General features: G+C 63.8%; 13 protein-coding genes and 1 pseudogene. 5 read left to right on the forward strand and 9 right to left on the reverse strand.

Translation table 11 applies throughout. The features are described 5' to 3' along the window. Nucleotides 1-450: 450 nt before the first annotated feature. Genes purM through HMPREF2656_RS06010 form a run of 3 tightly spaced genes read right to left on the reverse strand, consistent with a single transcriptional unit; the run spans nt 451 to nt 3,425 of the window. A complete protein-coding gene (gene purM, locus HMPREF2656_RS06000; RefSeq protein WP_070816110.1) occupies nt 451-1,518 on the reverse strand; it encodes a phosphoribosylformylglycinamidine cyclo-ligase in 1,068 nt (355 codons plus the stop codon). Next, the gene (purF, locus tag HMPREF2656_RS06005) at nt 1,518-3,032 is read right to left on the reverse strand and encodes an amidophosphoribosyltransferase (RefSeq protein WP_070816111.1); all 1,515 of its coding nucleotides are present in this window, start codon (nt 3,030-3,032) and stop codon (nt 1,518-1,520) included. The genes purM and purF overlap by 1 nt, the downstream gene beginning before the upstream one ends. A gap of 15 nt (nt 3,033-3,047) precedes the next feature. Next, nucleotides 3,048-3,425: a sterol carrier family protein gene (locus HMPREF2656_RS06010; protein ID WP_070422523.1), complete on the reverse strand. Its 378-nt coding sequence runs from the start codon at nt 3,423-3,425 to the stop codon at nt 3,048-3,050. A 24-nt stretch (nt 3,426-3,449) separates the two neighbouring features. On the opposite strand from HMPREF2656_RS06010, the pseudogene HMPREF2656_RS06015 reads away from it, so the two are divergent. Continuing rightward, nucleotides 3,450-4,460: pseudogene (locus HMPREF2656_RS06015) on the forward strand (acyl-CoA thioesterase). Here the strand turns inward: HMPREF2656_RS06015 and purL are convergent. Genes purL through purS form a run of 3 tightly spaced genes read right to left on the reverse strand, consistent with a single transcriptional unit; the run spans nt 4,457 to nt 7,641 of the window. After that, on the reverse strand, nt 4,457-6,733 hold the full coding sequence (gene purL, locus HMPREF2656_RS06020) for a phosphoribosylformylglycinamidine synthase subunit PurL (RefSeq protein ID WP_070816112.1): 2,277 nt from the start codon (nt 6,731-6,733) through the stop codon (nt 4,457-4,459). The pseudogene HMPREF2656_RS06015 and the gene purL overlap by 4 nt on opposite strands. 6 nt (nt 6,734-6,739) lie before the next feature. Continuing rightward, nucleotides 6,740-7,414 carry a phosphoribosylformylglycinamidine synthase subunit PurQ gene (purQ, locus tag HMPREF2656_RS06025; protein ID WP_070450214.1) on the reverse strand — a complete coding sequence of 225 codons (675 nt, stop codon included), beginning with the start codon at nt 7,412-7,414 and terminating at the stop codon, nt 6,740-6,742. Then, on the reverse strand, nt 7,411-7,641 hold the full coding sequence (gene purS / locus HMPREF2656_RS06030) for a phosphoribosylformylglycinamidine synthase subunit PurS (protein ID WP_070816113.1): 231 nt from the start codon (nt 7,639-7,641) through the stop codon (nt 7,411-7,413). The genes purQ and purS overlap by 4 nt, the downstream gene beginning before the upstream one ends. A 109-nt stretch (nt 7,642-7,750) precedes the next feature. Here purS and HMPREF2656_RS06035 point away from each other — a divergent pair, with 109 nt between their 5' ends. The 4 genes from HMPREF2656_RS06035 to HMPREF2656_RS06050 are packed head-to-tail and all read left to right on the forward strand — an operon-like array spanning nt 7,751 to nt 12,546. Beyond that, a complete protein-coding gene (locus HMPREF2656_RS06035) occupies nt 7,751-10,120 on the forward strand; it encodes an ExeM/NucH family extracellular endonuclease (RefSeq protein WP_083319464.1) in 2,370 nt (789 codons plus the stop codon). A 16-nt stretch (nt 10,121-10,136) separates the two neighbouring features. Beyond that, on the forward strand, nt 10,137-11,060 hold the full coding sequence (locus tag HMPREF2656_RS06040) for a metal ABC transporter solute-binding protein, Zn/Mn family (protein ID WP_083319465.1): 924 nt from the start codon (nt 10,137-10,139) through the stop codon (nt 11,058-11,060). Further along, nucleotides 11,057-11,728, forward strand: a complete 672-nt coding sequence (locus tag HMPREF2656_RS06045; RefSeq protein ID WP_070816115.1) for a metal ABC transporter ATP-binding protein — start codon at nt 11,057-11,059, stop codon at nt 11,726-11,728. Before HMPREF2656_RS06040 ends, HMPREF2656_RS06045 begins: the two co-directional genes overlap by 4 nt. Next, nucleotides 11,725-12,546 carry a metal ABC transporter permease gene (locus tag HMPREF2656_RS06050; RefSeq protein ID WP_070816116.1) on the forward strand — a complete coding sequence of 274 codons (822 nt, stop codon included), beginning with the start codon at nt 11,725-11,727 and terminating at the stop codon, nt 12,544-12,546. The genes HMPREF2656_RS06045 and HMPREF2656_RS06050 overlap by 4 nt, the downstream gene beginning before the upstream one ends. Here the strand turns inward: HMPREF2656_RS06050 and HMPREF2656_RS06055 are convergent. The 3 genes from HMPREF2656_RS06055 to HMPREF2656_RS06065 are packed head-to-tail and all read right to left on the reverse strand — an operon-like array spanning nt 12,528 to nt 16,215. Continuing rightward, a complete protein-coding gene (locus HMPREF2656_RS06055; RefSeq protein WP_070816117.1) occupies nt 12,528-13,202 on the reverse strand; it encodes a DUF2334 domain-containing protein in 675 nt (224 codons plus the stop codon). The genes HMPREF2656_RS06050 and HMPREF2656_RS06055 overlap by 19 nt on opposite strands. Nucleotides 13,203-13,210: 8 nt before the next feature. Then, nucleotides 13,211-15,307 carry a S9 family peptidase gene (locus tag HMPREF2656_RS06060; RefSeq protein ID WP_070816155.1) on the reverse strand — a complete coding sequence of 699 codons (2,097 nt, stop codon included), beginning with the start codon at nt 15,305-15,307 and terminating at the stop codon, nt 13,211-13,213. 11 nt (nt 15,308-15,318) lie between these two features. Next, nucleotides 15,319-16,215: a phosphoribosylaminoimidazolesuccinocarboxamide synthase gene (locus tag HMPREF2656_RS06065; protein ID WP_070816118.1), complete on the reverse strand. Its 897-nt coding sequence runs from the start codon at nt 16,213-16,215 to the stop codon at nt 15,319-15,321. Between the last annotated feature and the right edge of the window lie 2 nt (nt 16,216-16,217).

The raw sequence follows: 16,217 nt of genomic DNA on the forward strand, positions 1-16,217 counted from the left end.
GACCTGGGGAAATGCCGGAACAGCACTTCAAAACGACCCGGAAATGGTCGGAAAGATTGTTCAACGACCGTGGAAACGGCCTGAAATGGGTGTGAGGTGCGGATTGTTCAGCAATCCACACCACCGCCCTACCCCCGCAAATTACCCCCGCCTTGCGAGCAGGCACGCCATAACAGGCCTCAAGACACGAAAACAGGGTGTTTCACGTCCGTCTGCGCCGCCACAACGACCATCGTCTAGCTCCCCGAAACGCCAACCAGACGATCAGCTCCATAGTGACAATGACCCTCAACACCACCTGGGGGTTTGGAGCCGTCGAAACGAGACCGTCTAGCAACATCACGAGACCAGCTAGACGACCAGCAAAAGACACCGCGCCCTAAAAGCAGAAACGGGCTGATACGAGAACGAATCCTCGTATCAGCCCGAAAACAGACCTAGCGATCGCGTTTAGTACTGCGGGTGGGAGCCTGTCAGCACGGCGCGTTTCTCGTCGCCTTCGCTGGTGGCGCGGACCTCGCCGAGCACCCACGCATCCACGTGACGGGCGGCCAGGATGGCCAGGGCGCGATCGCGGTCTTCCTCGGCAACGACGGCAGTCATGCCGACGCCCATGTTGAAGGTCTTCTCCATCTCCTCGTCCGGGACCTGGCCGACGGACTTGATGGTGCGGAAGATCGGACCTGGGGTCCAGGTGTTGCGGTGCATCTCTGCGACAAGGCCCTCAGGAATGATGCGTTCCATGTTGCCTGCCAGGCCACCGCCGGTGACGTCGCAGAACGTGCGGACCTCGCACTCGGCGGCCAGTTCTAGGCAGTCGAGTGCGTAGATGCGGGTTGGCTCGAGAAGTTCCTCGCCAAGCGTGCGGCCCAGCTCTTCCATCTCGGCGTCCAGAGGCAGGCCGGCGCGCTCGAGAAGCACGTGGCGGGCCAGGGAGTAGCCGTTGGAGTGCAGGCCAGACGATGCCATACCGATGATGATGTCGCCCTCGCGGACCTTTTCAGGACCAAGCAGTTCCGAGGCCTCAACGACACCGACTGCGGTTGCGGAGACGTCGTAATCGTCCGGCTCCATCACGCCGGGGTGTTCAGCGGTCTCGCCGCCGAGCAGAGCACAGCCAGCCTGGACGCATCCCTCGGCGATGCCGCCGACGATTTCGGCGACCTTCTCCGGCACGACCTTGCCAATAGCGATGTAGTCCTGCAGGAACAGCGGCTCGGCACCACAGACGACAAGGTCGTCTACGCACATTGCGACGAGGTCGATACCGATGGTGTCGTGCTTGTCCATCGCCTGCGCAATGGCCAGCTTGGTGCCCACGCCGTCAGAGCCTGCTGCCAGCAGTGGCTCCTTGTACTTGCCCAGCGCGAACAGGCCGGCAAAGCCGCCGAGGCTGCCACGAACCTCAGGACGGGTGGCGCGCTTGGCGTGCGGGGCGAACAGTTCGACGGCCTTATCGCCGGCCTCGATGGATACGCCGGCGGCCTCGTAGGAAACTGGGGTCTGCTCAGTGGTCATTAGGCTTCAGCACCTTTCTGGATGCGTCGGACAAGGTCGGCGTTGCGGTTACCGTCGGGCAGCCCCAGGGGGTATTTGCCTGTAAAGCAGGCGGCACAAAGGTTGTCTTCGTGTTGGTTCGTGGAGGCGATCATGTCGTCGATAGGCACGAACGCGAGCGAGTCCGCCCCGATCATGGTGCGGATCGACTCCGCGATCGCCTCATCGGAATCAGTACGGCCGTGGTTGGCGATGAGTTCGCCGGGGCTTGCGAAATCGATGCCGTAGAAGCACGGCCACTTCACCGGCGGCGACGCGATACGCACGTGCACCTCGGCGGCGCCGGCTTCGCGCAGCATGCGGATGAGTTTGCGCTGGGTGTTGCCGCGCACGATGGAGTCGTCGACAACGATGAGCTTTTTGCCCTCGATGACCTCGCGCACCGGGTTCAGCTTCAGGCGCAGGCCCAGCTGACGCAGGGTGTCCGACGGCTGAATGAAGGTGCGGCCGACATAGGCGTTCTTCATCAGGCCCTGCTTGAACGGGATGCCGGACTCTTCCGCGTAGCCGATGGCGGCGGGGGTGCCGGATTCGGGCACCGGCATTACCAGGTCGCCGTCCACCGGGGTGACGCGGGCGAGACGGCGGCCGATCTCGATGCGCGACAGGTTGACGGTCTGGCCGTCGATGATGGAGTCGGGGCGGGCGACGTAGACGTACTCGAACACGCAGTGCGCCTTCGGGGTCTCGGCGAAGCGTTCGGAGTGGACGCCCGCGTTATCAATCGCCACAAGCTCGCCCGGCTCGATATCGCGCACGAACGAGGCGCCGACGATGTCCAACGCACACGTCTCGGAGGCGATCACCCAACCGCCGTCGAGGCGGCCCAGCGACAGCGGGCGCACGCCGTGCGGGTCGCGCGCGGCGTAGAGGGTCTGGCCGTCGGTGACCATGAAGCAGAATGCGCCTTCGACGCGTGGGAGGAGTTCCCGTGCGGCGTCGAGAAGCGTCTTGTCCTCAGTGACCAGATCCGCCAGCAACGCAGACACCACAGCGGTGTCTGAGGACGAGCCCTGTCCATCCACGCCCGACGCCGGGATGAGCTTGCGCTCGATCGCTTCTTCTTCGAGTTCCTTGAAGTTCACCAGGTTGCCGTTGTGCGCCAACGCAATGTCGGTGCCATTGGGCGAGGTGCGGAACATCGGCTGGACGTTTTCCCAGGAGTTCCCGCCAGCTGTGGAGTAGCGGGTGTGGCCGATCGCCACATCGCCCTGCAACGCCTCCAGGACAGGTTCGTCAAAGACCTGGCTGACCAGGCCGGTGTCTTTAAACACCACGACGTTGTCCTTGTCACCTACGGCAATGCCGGCGCCTTCCTGGCCGCGGTGCTGCAGCGCGAACAAGCCGAAATAGGTCAGCTTGGACACGTCCTCGCCCGGTGCCCAGACACCGAACACGCCACATTCGTCGCGTGGTTCGTCGTTGTTCTCGAAGTTGGTCTTCCCCGTGGGGCTCTTCGTATGCACGACAAACACTGTATCCGAGGAATGTCAGCGGAGGGCAATTACTGGAAGACCCGCCGCGATCTCGCCTGCACGCGATCCGGAAGCATCCACGTTGCCCTGCGCGAGTTCTTCCTCGAAGGTGGTTAAACCAGTGGCCAGTCGCATCCAGGTGCGGGGATCCATCTCCACCACGTTTGGCGGCGTGCCACGAGTGTGGCGTGGGCCTTCGACGCATTGCACGGCCACAAATGGGGGCACGCGCAGTTCCACGGAGTGGCCGGGGAGTTCTTCGGCGAGGGTGCGCGCGGTTCGTCGACAAGCATTTGCAATCTCGCTTCTCGACGACTCCTCGTCCCCCTCGATCCATGCTTTGACCGCATCGACGGCCTGGCGTGTCAGTATCGGGTCCTGCTTTTGCACCATGTGGACCCATATTAAGGTGTCGGCATGCCCAATTCCCATGTAGTTGCTACCGAACGCTCCCCTCGCGTCACCCTGCGGTTTATGGCCTCCCCCACCGATGTGCTCCACTACGGCGCACAGGGTGTCTCCGGTGGTCGCGTGCTGGAGTGGATCGATAAGGCCGCCTACGCCTGCGCCGCCCAGTGGTCCGCCACCTACTGTGTGACCGCGTAGGTGGGCCACATTCACTTCACCCGCCCGATCCCTTCGGGCCACATTGTGGAGGTGCGCTCGCGCATCGCCATGACGGGCCGTTCCTCGATGCACATTGTCAACGAGGTGCTTTCCGCCGACCCGCGCGAGGGCGTGTTCACCCGCGCCTGCGACTGCCTGGTCATTTTCGTGGCAAAGGATCCGGACACTGGCAAGTCCATGCCTGTGCCGACATTCGTTCCGACCAACGCCGAGGAGCGCCGCGTGGCCGAGGCCGCGAAGTCGCGCATCGACCTGCGCAAGGCCATTGAGGCGGAGATGGAGTCGCAGACATACACCGACGACTCCACGGCGCAGCGCATCGTGCACCGTTTTATGGCGAAACCAACCGATGTGAACTGGGGCGGCAACGTCCACGGTGGCACCGCCATGGAATGGATCGATGAGGCCGGCACGGCCTGCACCATGGAGTGGTCTGGCGAGCGCACCGTCGCCGTCTACGCGGGTGGTATTCGCTTCTACCACCCGGTGCACATCGGCGACCTGATTGAGGTGGATGCGCGCATCACCCGTACGGATGCGCGTTCCATTCACACCTCAGTGCACCTGCGCGCGGGCGACCCGCGTGGTGGCCGCGACAACTTGAAGGATGCGATCCACGCGACGTTTACCTACATCGGCATGGATATCGACGGCACCCCGCTGCCGGCACGTAAGTTCACGCCGGTTACGGATGAGGACAAGCGCCTCTGGGATCACACGCAGACGCTGAAAGACCTGCGCGCACAATATGAGCCGGTGCCCATTGTGGAACAGGCACCGGCTATGCAGCGGACGGACTAGACGGCCGCGTTCGGCGCGGTTGCGGCTGCGAAGTGCGACGGCATGGTCGCAGCCCATGCATCGGCAAGCTCCTGCACGGAGATTTCTTCGCCGGCGACGCGCAGGACACCGTCCTGAGCCGTGTCGCCAAGCACTGCGACCGGGATGCCGGCTGCGGTAGCACGCTCGACCGCTGCTTCTGCGCGGTCGCGGGAGACTGCTACGAGCACGCGGGATGCGGACTCGGAGAACAGCGCGGTAAACGCGTCCTCGTGGACGCCTTCGAGGTTCAACTCAGCGCCCTTCTTGGAGCCGAGCAGCATCTCGAACACGGCCTGGGACAGGCCGCCCTCGGACAGGTCGTGTGCTGCTGCTACGCCGGCTGCGTTACCACCGAGGAACTGTGCGAGGCGCTCCTCGTTAGCAAGGTCTACCTGCGGCGGAAGGCCCGACAGGCCAGCGCCGGAGATGTCTTGCCACACGGAGCCGCCAAACTCGTCCTTGGTTTCGCCGAGCAGGACCAGGGTGTACTCCTCGTCGTCCGCAGGCAGGGCGTGCGGGATGGCCTGCGCAACGTCCTCGATGACACCGAGGACGCCAACCACCGGGGTCGGCAGGATCGGGGTCTCGCCGGTCTGGTTGTAGAAGGAGACGTTGCCGCCGGAGACCGGGATTTCCAGTTCGGCGGAGCCGTCTGCCAGGCCGTGGACTGCTGCGCGGAACTGCCACATCACGTCCGGGTTCTCCGGGGAGCCGAAGTTCAGGCAGTTGGTTACTGCGAACGGGGTGGCGCCGGTGACGGCGACGTTGCGGTAGGCCTCTGCCAGCGCCAGGCGTGCGCCCATATTCGGGTCCAGGTAGGTGTAGCGCCCCGACGCGTCGGCGGAGACGGCAACGCCGCGGTTGGTCTCTTCGTTGATGCGCAGCACACCGGAATTGGCGTACTTGGCCTGCACTGTGTTGCCGCGCACGTAGCGGTCGTACTGCTCGGTGATGAAGTCACGCGAGCACAGTGCCGGGGAGGCAACCATCTTCAGCCAGGCATCCTTGATGTCCGCCTGCTTATCGACGACACCACCGCCCTGCACCTCATCCAGCCACGCCGGACGAGCGTACGGGCGCTCGTAGACCGGGCCTTCGTCGATCGTTGACGGCGGTGCGTCCACCACGAGTTCACCGTTGTGGAACACCTGGAGGCGGTCCTTGTCGGAGGTGACCTCGCCGATGACGGAGGCCAGCACGTCCCACTTGGCGCAGATCTCCATGAACTTGTCCACGTCCTCCGGCGCCACGACGGCGCACATGCGCTCCTGGGATTCGGAGGCGAGGATCTCTGCTGCCGACATGTTTTCGGCGCGCAGCGGCACGTTGTCCAGGTTGACGGTCATGCCGCCGTCGCCGGATGCAGCCAGCTCGGAGGTGGCACACGACAGGCCACCGCCGCCGAGGTCCTGAATGCCCTCGACCACGCCAGCTGCGTAGAGCTCGAGGCAGCACTCGATGAGCACCTTCTCCGCGAACGGGTCGCCCACCTGGACTGCTGGGAGCTTGCGCTCTTCGCCTTCTTCGAAGGTGGCGGAGCCCAGCACGGACACGCCGCCGATGCCGTCGAGGCCGGTGCGGGAGCCGAACAGGATGACCTTGTTGCCGGTGCCGGATGCGAACGCGAGGTGGAGGTCTTCCACCTTGAGGGTGCCCACGCACAGGGCGTTGACCAGTGGGTTGCCGGCGTATGCGGCGTCGAAGACAGTCTCGCCGCCGATGTTCGGCAGGCCCAGGCAGTTGCCGTATCCGCCGATGCCGTGGACCACGCCCGGCAGGACGCGCTTGGTGTCCTCGGCGTCGATCGGGCCGAAGCGGAGCTGGTCCATCACAGCGATCGGACGGGCACCCATGGCCATGATGTCGCGGACGATGCCGCCAACGCCGGTGGCCGCGCCCTGGTAGGGCTCGACGAAGGACGGGTGGTTGTGGCTTTCCACACGGAAGGTCACGGCGTCGCCGTCTCCGATGTCCACCACGCCGGCGTTCTCGCCGATGCCGGCGAGGATCTTCTTTTCCATCTCCTCGGTCATGGTCTGACCGAAGTAGCGCAGGTGGGTCTTGGAGGACTTGTAGGAGCAGTGCTCCGACCACATCACGGAGTAGAGCGTGAGCTCTGCGTCCGTCGGGCGGCGGCCGAGGATTGCCTTGATCTTCGCGTATTCGTCATCCTGCAACCCGAGTTCCGCGTACGGCTGCTCAAGGTCAGGGGTGTCGACGGCGTTTTCAACAGTGTCGTTGTGCACAGTCATGGTCTTTTACGCTCCGATCTTCGAAATCGCGTCGATGGCGGAAGTGAACAGGCCCAACCCGTCGGTGGACGGCCCGGTGAGCGTCTCAATCGCATGCTCCGGGTGCGGCATGAGCCCCACAACGCGGCCGGTTTCGTTAGTCACGCCGGCGATTGCGTTGATGGAGCCGTTGAAATTGTCGGTGTAGCGGAAGACCACGCGGCCTTCCTTCTCCAGCGCCTCGATGGTTTCCGGGGACGCCTGGAAGCGGCCTTCGCCGTGCTTGGCGGGCACGTAGATGCGCTCGCCCAACTGGCTGGTCCATGCGGTGTCAGTGTTGGCTACCTCGAGGTAGGTGTCCACGCAGTGGAAGTTCAGGCCCTGGTTGCGGGTCAGCGCGCCCGGCAGCAGGCCGGCTTCGGTGAGGATCTGGAAGCCGTTGCAGATGCCAAGGACCGGCATACCCTTCTTCGCGGCCTCCACAACAGCGCCCATCATCGGGGCCTGCGCGGCGATCGCGCCGGAGCGCAGGTAGTCGCCGTAGGAGAAGCCGCCCGGGACGACAACGGCGTCGACGCCAGTCAGGTCGTTGTCGGCGTGCCAGAGTTGCTTCGGCTCGGCACCGGCGAGGCGGACGGCGCGCAGCGCGTCAACGTCGTCGAGGGTGCCGGGAAAAGTAATGACTCCGATAGTTGCGCTCATCGCACAACCTCGAAGTCTTCAATCACAGTGTTAGTCAGGAGGGTTTCCGCCATGCGCTGCAGCTCGGCGTCGGTGACGGAGTCGTCCACCTCGATCTCGAATCGCTTGCCTTGGCGGACGTCGGTCACCCCCTCGACACCGATGCGGCCCAGTGCGCGCAGCACCGCCTGACCTTGGGGGTCAAGAATTTCGGCCTTGGGCATGACATTGACGACGACTCGTGCCATGAGAATCCTTCACATTTCGGGAGGTTGATCGACCTTTGCGGTACGGCAGCGAGTATATCGGACGGACAGACGCGTCCAGCAATATCGGATGACCGGCTACGTTAAGGGAATGTTTCGGGCTCGTCTGCTGTGGTTGGTGCTGGTGTCGTCGTTAAGCATCGCGCTTGTGCCACATGCTGAGGCGGTGGTGATCAACGAGGTCTACGGTGGCGGCAGCAATGCGCAGGCGCTACTGAACGCGGACTTTGTGGAACTGTTCAACCCCACCGGTCAGGACGTTTCAATCGACGGCTGGGAGCTGGAGCAGTTTTCCGCCAAGGGCAACTCCGGCACGGTGGTTGAGTTGTTCGGGGTGGTGCCGGCGGGTGGGTATTACCTGATCAGCGGGGTTTCCGGCGAGACGGGAGCCGATCTGCCGTCACCGGACCGTGAGGCGGCGTTTAACTTTTCTGCCACGAGTGCGGTTGCGGTGCTGCGCAACGCGGACGGCGAGGTAGACCGCGTGGCTTGGGGTGACACGCCACCCCATCTTGCAGAGGGAGCGCCCGCCGAGAAGACGACGAACCAACTGTCCATCCAGCGCGTCACCGATGGCACGGATACCGACAACAACGCCGCCGATTTCCGCACGGGTGCCCCCACTCCGCGCAATTCTGGGATCGCGCAAGCAGATCCGCGGGTGTTGACCATCGCGGAGATCCAGGGCACCGGCGCGGTCTCCCCGGTTGAGGGCACGACCGTCATCACCACCGGCGTAGTCACGGCAGTCTACGACGAGGGCGGCAAGCGCGGCTTCTTCATGCAGACGGGCGGATCCGGCCAGCCGAAGCAGCCGGGGGACGCCTCGGACGGCATTTTCGTGTTCGTGGGCAAGCAGGGCCGCTATCCCGCCCACGGCGATTCGGTGCGAGTGGAAGGCACGGCGAAGGAGTTCTACGGCCAGACCCAGATTTCAGCGAGCAGCATCTCGCTTCTCGACGACCCCCTGCCCGCCCCAACGCCCATCCCCCTCGATGCCCTCCCGGCCGGCGACGCCGCCCGCGAGCCTTACGAGGGCATGCTGGTCAGGCCCGGCGCCTACACCGTGACCGGCAATGACAACCTCAGCCAGTACGGCACCGTGGGTCTGGCACCGGGCGCCGAGCCGCATTTTTGGCCCACGGAAAAGATCCGCCCCGACGCCCACCAGGTAGCGCGGATGAGCGCGCAGCAGGCGGCGGAGTTCGTCAACCTCGACGACGGACGCACCCGCAACTACGCCAAAGAACCCGACGTGCCACTGCCGTACATTTCCCCCACGAGGTCCATCCGCACATTCGACACCGTGGCCTTCCAACAAGATGTGGTGGTGGGCTACAACAACGGGGATTGGACGTTCCAGCCGTTGCGCCCAATCACCGGTCAAACCCGCGCCGAAGATCTGCCGATCACCTGGGACGATTCCCGCGCAGGCATCCTCGATGCGCCAGCGAAGGTACGCGGGGATTTGTCCATCGGGTTTTTCAACGTGATGAATTACTTCACCCACTTCCCCGACATCGACCCGGAGCACGGCTGCACGAACTGCCACCTGTTCCGCGGCGCGCACGATGCGCAGGCCCTCGCGCTGCAAGAGGCGAAGCTGGTCAACGCGATCAACCAGCTCGATACTGCGATCCTCGGCCTGTCGGAGGTGGAGAACACCGCCCGCACCACAGGCGATACCGCCCGGCGCGACGAGTCACTGCAGCACTTGGTCGATGCGCTCAATGCTGCGGCGGGGGAGGATCGGTGGGCGGTGGTGTCGTCGCCAAGCGAGCTTGGCACTCGCGAAGATGCGATCCGCGTGGCGTTTATTTACCAGCCGGCGAAGGTGCGTCCGGTTGGGCAGTCGCGCATTTTCGACGACTCCACGTTCACCGGCATCGCCCGCCAGCCGCTCGCCCAGGAGTTCGCGCCTGCCGCCGGCGGTGACCACATTGTTGCGGTGGTGAATCATTTCAAGTCCAAGGGCACAGTCTCGCGTAATGACGACGCCACCGCCGACGGCCAAGGCAACAACGCCCGACTCCGCGACATGCAAGACGACTGGCGCGACCTGCCCACGTTCCTCATTGGCGACTTCAACGCCTACTCCCAAGAAGACGCGATCGCCGTGCTCAACGACGCCGGCTACGCCACGATCCCGCAGGAACGCCCGTCGTATCAGTACGACAACAAGGTGGGCTCACTCGACCACGTGTTAGCCAACGATGCCGCGATGGACCTCGTGAAAGATTCCCTGGTGTGGGCGATCAACAGCGACGAACCGCTCATCGACGAGCCCGGGACCCCATTCCGGTCCTCCGATCACAATCCGGTGAAGGTGGGTTTCGACGCCACCAGCTCACAGTCGTTGTCGTACCTCCGCGCCGGGTGGATTGTGGGCGCGGTGTTGTTGATGGCACTGCTCGCAGCACTGGTTCTTCGTCCGAAACAGATTGAAAACAGTTTCCAATAGTGATTGAATACCGCGTATGCAAAACGGTTTTCAGGCCAAGACCCTTGCCACGCTGGCTGCAGTCACTCTTGCAGGCACCGCGCTGACCGCATGCTCTACGGAGTCCGAAGACGCGGCCGAAGGTTCCGGCATCATCGCCACCACCGGGGTGTGGGCGGATGTTGCCGCCGCCGTGACCGGGGAGGACGTGGATGCGATCATCACCGGCGACGCTGTAGACCCGCACCACTTCGAGCCGTCCGCCAAGGACCTGTCTCGTATCAAGGAGGCGGCGACGGTCGTCGCTAATGGTGGCGCCTACGACGCGGCCTTGTACACCGTCGCGGAGCAGGACCGCATCGTGCACGCCATTCCGCTGCTCGACCACGCAGAGCACGATCACGAGCACGCCCACAGCGATCACCTGCCGGAGTCCCTCGACGAGTTGGAGCACGCCTGGTTCGCACCGTCAAAGGTCCGCGAGGTAGCCGATGCGGTGGCGCAGCGTACCGGTGGGGATGCTGGGGTCGTCGATACGCGAATTGCTGCGATCGAGGAGAAGCTCGCTTCCGTGCCGCACGTGCACATCGGCATGACCGAGCCGATCGCCGCCGGGCTTGTATGGGGCACTGAACTGCACGACATCACCCCGGAGGAGTACGTCAAGGCCAGCCTGAACCACCAGGAGCCGTCTGCGGCTGCGGTGTCGGCGTTTTTGAACCAGATCAAACAGGGCGACATTGACATGCTTTTCGTCAACCCACAGAGCACCAACAGCGCCACCGAACGGTTGGCCGCTGTCGCGCAGATGAAAATGTCCCCATTGTTGAGATTCGGGAAACTTCCCCGGCAGGCGAGAACTTCCTCGACTACTTTGAGAAGATCGTGGACCAAATCGTGGAGATCGCCAACAACGCCGAGCCAAGCCTCCACCACCATTAGTCAGGACATACACATTTGATTGCTGAGCTACGCGGCGCCGCCGTCGACCCGTTGTGGTCGGGCCTCGACCTGACCATTGAACGCGGCGAATTCATCGCGGTGCTCGGCCCCAATGGGGTGGGCAAATCCACCCTGTTGGGCACGTTCATGGGAACCCGCCGCCTCACGCACGGCTCGGCGGAAGTGCACGGCCGCATCGGGTTTATCCCGCAGCAACACATGTTCCCCAAAGACCTCCCCGTTCGCGGGCGTGACCTGGTCAAACTTGCAATGGGGAAACGTACAAAACCAGAAGACGTCGAGGCGCAGCTTGCCTCCGTGGGCGCGCAATCGTTTGCCGACCGCCGCGTCGGCATCCTCTCCGGTGGGCAGCAACAGCTCATCCGCCAAGCACAAGCCTTCGCACAGGATCCGGAGCTTGTGCTTGCCGACGAACCCCTGCTCTCCCTCGACCCCGCCCGCGCACGCGATACTGTTGAGCGTTTAGCAGGGCACCCAGCTGCCGTAGTGTGCGTGACGCACTCCATCAACCCGGTGCTCGACGTGGTGGACCGAGTGCTCTACATCGGACCTGAGGGCCACGTCATCGGGCCCGTGGCCGAGGTGATGCGCTCGGAGGTGCTTAGCGAGCTCTACGGCACACGAGTAGACGTTGTGGAAGTCGACGGACGGATGGTGGTCCTGTGAGCACGTTTATCACCGATACCTCGTACCTGCTGAGCCAAGACTTCGTCCAAACCACACTCATCGCATGTGCGTTTTTGGGCATCCTGTCCGGCGTGATGGCGCCACTGATCGTGCTGCGCCAGATGTCGTTTTCGGTCCACGCCACCTCTGAGCTAGCGCTCATGGGCGCGTCCGCCGCGCTGCTGTTCGGCCTCAACGTCGGATTCGGCGCGGTCGCGGGTGCGATCGTGGCAGCGCTGGTACTCGCTGCGCTGGGGCTGAAAGGCCAGCAAGATTCCGCCGTTGGCGTGGCGATGAGTTTCGGCATGGCCCTATCCGTGCTGTTTATCCACCTCTACCCCGGCAACTCCAACCGTGCGCTGGCACTTCTGACGGGCCAGATCGTGGGTGTGTCCGCCCAGAACGTGATGCTGTTGGCGGCAACCACGGTGCTGGTCGCCGTCGCGGTTGTCGTGTTGTGGCGCCCGTTGCTGTTCGCCTCCGCTGATCCTGTGATGGCAGCCGCGTGCGGTGTCCCGGTACGCACGATGGCGCTGGTGTTCGCGGTGCTGGTCGGCATTGCCTCCGCACAGTCGGTACAGATCGTCGGCGCACTGCTGGTCATGTCGATGCTGATCACACCCGGCGCGGCCGCCGCCCAAGTCACCGCGAACCCGGTGCGTGCCGTGTGGCTGTCAATCCTGTTCGCCGAGGTTTCCGCGATCGGCGGCATGGTGCTCTCGCTCGCCCCTGGCGTGCCGGTGAGCGTGTTCGTGGCGTTTATCTCTTTCGGCATCTACCTCGTGTGCCGGGCGATCGCTTACCTGAAGGCGCGGTAGTCGGCAGGTTTTGCGCCAGCCTCGATGGCCTCAGCCGCCGCAGCGAGGAAGTCGCGGCGCACCTTCTTCTGCCCCAACTCACGCCCGGACACGGACAGGCGGATCGTGTTGCCTTTCTCCGCGCCGCGCCCGGCGGCCTTGATCACGTTTCGGCGCCACCACTTCGCCGCACCGTAGCCCTCACCCACCGACAGGTTGCGGGCCTGAGCAAACTCTCCGCGAGCCAGCCGGTAGATCCCCTTCGTCGACGCCGCGACCACAAACCCGAACTCCCCCATCACCTCAAGCGTGCCCTCGGACATGCGCCAACGCGGCGGGGCAAACATGTCCAGGTCAAAGCCCAGCGCAGCCATCTGACGGGTCGCCCCCTTTAAGCGCAGCCGTGCTTCGTGGGCACCGAGGGTGGCAAACTCACTGCGCCTGCCCTGTACCGCCTGGTCGAACCCGTTGAGCAGCAGCGCGCGATCATCGCGCTGCTCTGCAAGCCAACCCCTGGTGGTGGTGTCTTTGGCCAGGTGCCAGGTGGCGTCGATATGCGGCGCCACAAGCAGCGACACCGGCACGCTTTCCTTATCCAGGTCGCGCACCATGCTTGTCACGTCGTCCAACGTGGCGTCGAAGATGGACGAGATAGAGACAAGCAAGCTGCCGGGCATAGCCGGGATTATCGCACAGGTTCGTCGACTGCGCCCGACTTCACCAACGTCCACGCGTACTCAAACGCGGTTTGCTTCCACTTGGCGTACCGGCCCGATACACCGCCGTGTCCTGCGGACATTTCGGTCTTGAGCAGGATCTCGCCACCGGTGGCTACCTCGCGCAGTTTTGCCACCCACTTCGCGGGCTCCACGTAGAGCACACGGGTGTCGTTCAGGCTGGTAATCGCCAGAATGTCCGGATACTTCTGTGCCTTGACGTTCTCGTACGGGGCGTATGTAGCCATGTAGTCGTAAACGGTGACGTCGTGGTACGGGTCGCCCCACTCCTCCCACTCGCCGACGGTCAGCGGCAGTTCGGGTTTCAGGATGGAGGTCAGCGGATCCACGAACGGCACGATCGCCTGGATGCCGGCGAACTTCTCCGGGGCCATGTTCGCCACCGCACCCATGAGCAGGCCACCTGCGGAACCGCCTTCGGCAACCATCTGCTCGTGCGTGGTCAGCCCCTCGGCCACTACGGCGTCGGCACACGCGATGAAGTCGGTGAACGTGTTCACCTTGTGCAGCATCTTGCCGTTGTCGTACCAGCCGCGGCCCATCTCACCGCCGCCGCGCACGTGGGCGCACGCCCAGATCATGCCGCGATCCAGCAGCGACAGCCGCGCCACCGAGAATCCCGGGTCCATCGACGCCTCATACGAGCCGTAGCCGTACAGCAAAAGCGGCGCAGGGCCTGTGACACCCTTGCGACGCACCACGGATACCGGCACTTTCGCGCCATCCTTGGCGGTGGCCCACACGCGGAAGGCCTCGTAGTCGTCGGCGTTGTAGCCGCCTTCGACTTCCTGTTCCTTCAGCAGCGTCATCTCACCGGTCGCCACCTCATAATCAACGACCTGCGACGGCTGCGTGTACGAGGAGTACACGATACGCACCACCGGCGCGTCCCACTCCGGGTTGCCGCCGAGGCTCGCGGTGTAGAGCTCCTCAGAGAACTCAAGCTCGGTGAACTCGCCGAAGCCATTGCTTAGCGACGACACCGCCAACCGCGGAATCCCTCCCCGGCGATACCCCATGAACATGAAGTCGCGGTACGTATCGATGCCCTCGATACGCATCGAATCTGAGTGCTCCACCAGCACGTCCAAATCGCGCAGGGCCGGCAACTCACCGACCGGCGTGGTGGCCACACAGAAGTTCGGCCCGTGGGCGTTGTGGGTGATCACCCACTGCTCTTTACCGTCCACCACGCAGTAGTCCGGGTGGTACTCAATGCCGGACTCGCGCGGCCACAGCACCTCGAACTCACCGGTCGGATTGTCCAAATCCAGCACCCGGTACTCGGAGGTCAGCGAAGAGGACGTCACAATCATGAGGAACCGCTCGGCGCGGTCCGCCCCCACACCGACGCCGAATTTCTCGTCCGTCTCTTCGTAGATCAGCACGTCGTCCTCGGCCGGGGTGCCCACCTTGTGGCGCCAGACCTGGTGGGGGCGCCAAGCGTCGTCCACACGCACGTAGAACAGGTACTCTTCGCCGGCCCAGGTGGCGCCGTAGAAGATGTTGTCGAGGCGGTCGTCGAGAAGCTCGCCCGTCTCAAGGTTCTTGATGCGCAGCGTGAAGCGCTCGTCGCCTTCAGTGTCGTAGGAGTAGGCCAACAGACGACCGGTCGTGGCCACCGACGAGGCACCCAGCGAGAAGAAATCGTGGCCTTCTGCCAGTTCGTTGATGTCCAGCAGGACCTGCTCGTCCGCCATGTGGTCGTTGACCTCGGGCGGTGTCCACGGCTCGTCACGCGTCGGCACACGGCAGGAAATGCCGTAGTTCTTGCCCTCAATGGTGCGGCCGTAGTACCACCAGTCGCCCTGGCGCTGCGGCACGGACATGTCCGTTTCCTTGATGCGGGACTTGATCTCGGCGTAGATGTCGTCGACAAGCCCGGACCACGCGGCGGTCTTCGACTCCGTGTAGGCGTTTTCAGCTTCGAGGTAACTGATTACCTCGGGGCTTTCTTTGTCCCGCAGCCACTCGTAGTCGTCGACAAAGTCGCGGCCGTGGAACGATCGTGTAATCGGGTGCTTCGCAGCTTTCGGAGCATTCATGCCCAGAAAGCCTACGCGTGCTCCCCCGGCCATTCAGAGAAGCGTCGGCCACTCAGACGCTCGTACGCCTCGATGTAACGGTCGCGGGTGGCCTCCACCACGGATCCGGGCAGTTCAGGCGGCTGCACACCATCGGCTGGGTCCCAACCGGACTTCGAGCTTGTCAGCCAGTTGCGCACGTACTGCTTGTCAAAGCTCGGCTGGGTCGCACCCTCTTCGTAGCTGTCCGCCGGCCAGTAGCGGGAAGAATCCGGGGTGAGGACTTCGTCGGCAAGCACGAGCTCACCGTTTTCGTCCAAACCGAACTCAAACTTGGTGTCCGCGAGGATGATGCCCTTGGTCTCCGCGTACTCGGCGGCACGGGTGTAGACATCCAGCGTTGCTGCACGCAGGCGCTCAGCCAGACCAGAACCAACCTTGTTGGCCACGAACTCGAAGGTGACGTTCTCGTCGTGGTCCCCCTGCTCCGCCTTGGTCGCCGGGGTGAAAATCGGCTCAGGCAACTTCGATGCCTCAGTTAGGCCCTCCGGCAGTTTCACACCACAGACGCGGCCAGTGGCGTCGTATTCCTTCTTGCCAGAGCCGGTGAGGTAACCGCGGGCAACGCATTCGAACGGCACCATGTCGAGCTTCTTGACCACCATGGCGCGGCCGAGGACCTCTTCGGGAATGCGCTCGTCGTCAATCGGCCCCGCAAGATGGTTGGGGACATCGCCGAGCAGGTCGAAGAAGAACATCGACGTTGCGGTGAGGATACGCCCCTTGTCCGGAATGGCCGGCTCGAGCGAGAAATCGAACGCCGAAATACGGTCGGATGCCACCATCAGCAGCGTGTTGTCATCGACTTCGTAAATTTCGCGGACCTTGCCGCCGGCGAGATGGGCATAATCAGAAAGCTCTGGACGCATGC

It is taken from the genome of Corynebacterium sp. HMSC034B08, from assembly GCF_001835805.1.
GTDB lineage: Bacteria > Actinomycetota > Actinomycetes > Mycobacteriales > Mycobacteriaceae > Corynebacterium > Corynebacterium coyleae.

Excerpts from the sequence above, each read along its gene's own strand:
- purM (WP_070816110.1), bottom strand. The coding sequence starts at position 1,518 with ATGACCACTGAGCAGACCCCAGTTTCCTACGAGGCCGCCGGCGTATCC.
- HMPREF2656_RS06010 (WP_070422523.1), bottom strand. The coding sequence starts at position 3,425 with ATGGTGCAAAAGCAGGACCCGATACTGACACGCCAGGCCGTCGATGCG.
- purL (WP_070816112.1), bottom strand. The coding sequence starts at position 6,733 with ATGACTGTGCACAACGACACTGTTGAAAACGCCGTCGACACCCCTGAC.
- purQ (WP_070450214.1), bottom strand. The coding sequence starts at position 7,414 with ATGAGCGCAACTATCGGAGTCATTACTTTTCCCGGCACCCTCGACGAC.
- purS (WP_070816113.1), bottom strand. The coding sequence starts at position 7,641 with ATGGCACGAGTCGTCGTCAATGTCATGCCCAAGGCCGAAATTCTTGAC.
- HMPREF2656_RS06035 (WP_083319464.1), top strand. The coding sequence starts at position 7,751 with ATGTTTCGGGCTCGTCTGCTGTGGTTGGTGCTGGTGTCGTCGTTAAGC.
- HMPREF2656_RS06040 (WP_083319465.1), top strand. The coding sequence starts at position 10,137 with ATGCAAAACGGTTTTCAGGCCAAGACCCTTGCCACGCTGGCTGCAGTC.
- HMPREF2656_RS06055 (WP_070816117.1), bottom strand. The coding sequence starts at position 13,202 with ATGCCCGGCAGCTTGCTTGTCTCTATCTCGTCCATCTTCGACGCCACG.
- HMPREF2656_RS06060 (WP_070816155.1), bottom strand. The coding sequence starts at position 15,307 with ATGAATGCTCCGAAAGCTGCGAAGCACCCGATTACACGATCGTTCCAC.
- HMPREF2656_RS06065 (WP_070816118.1), bottom strand. The coding sequence starts at position 16,215 with ATGCGTCCAGAGCTTTCTGATTATGCCCATCTCGCCGGCGGCAAGGTC.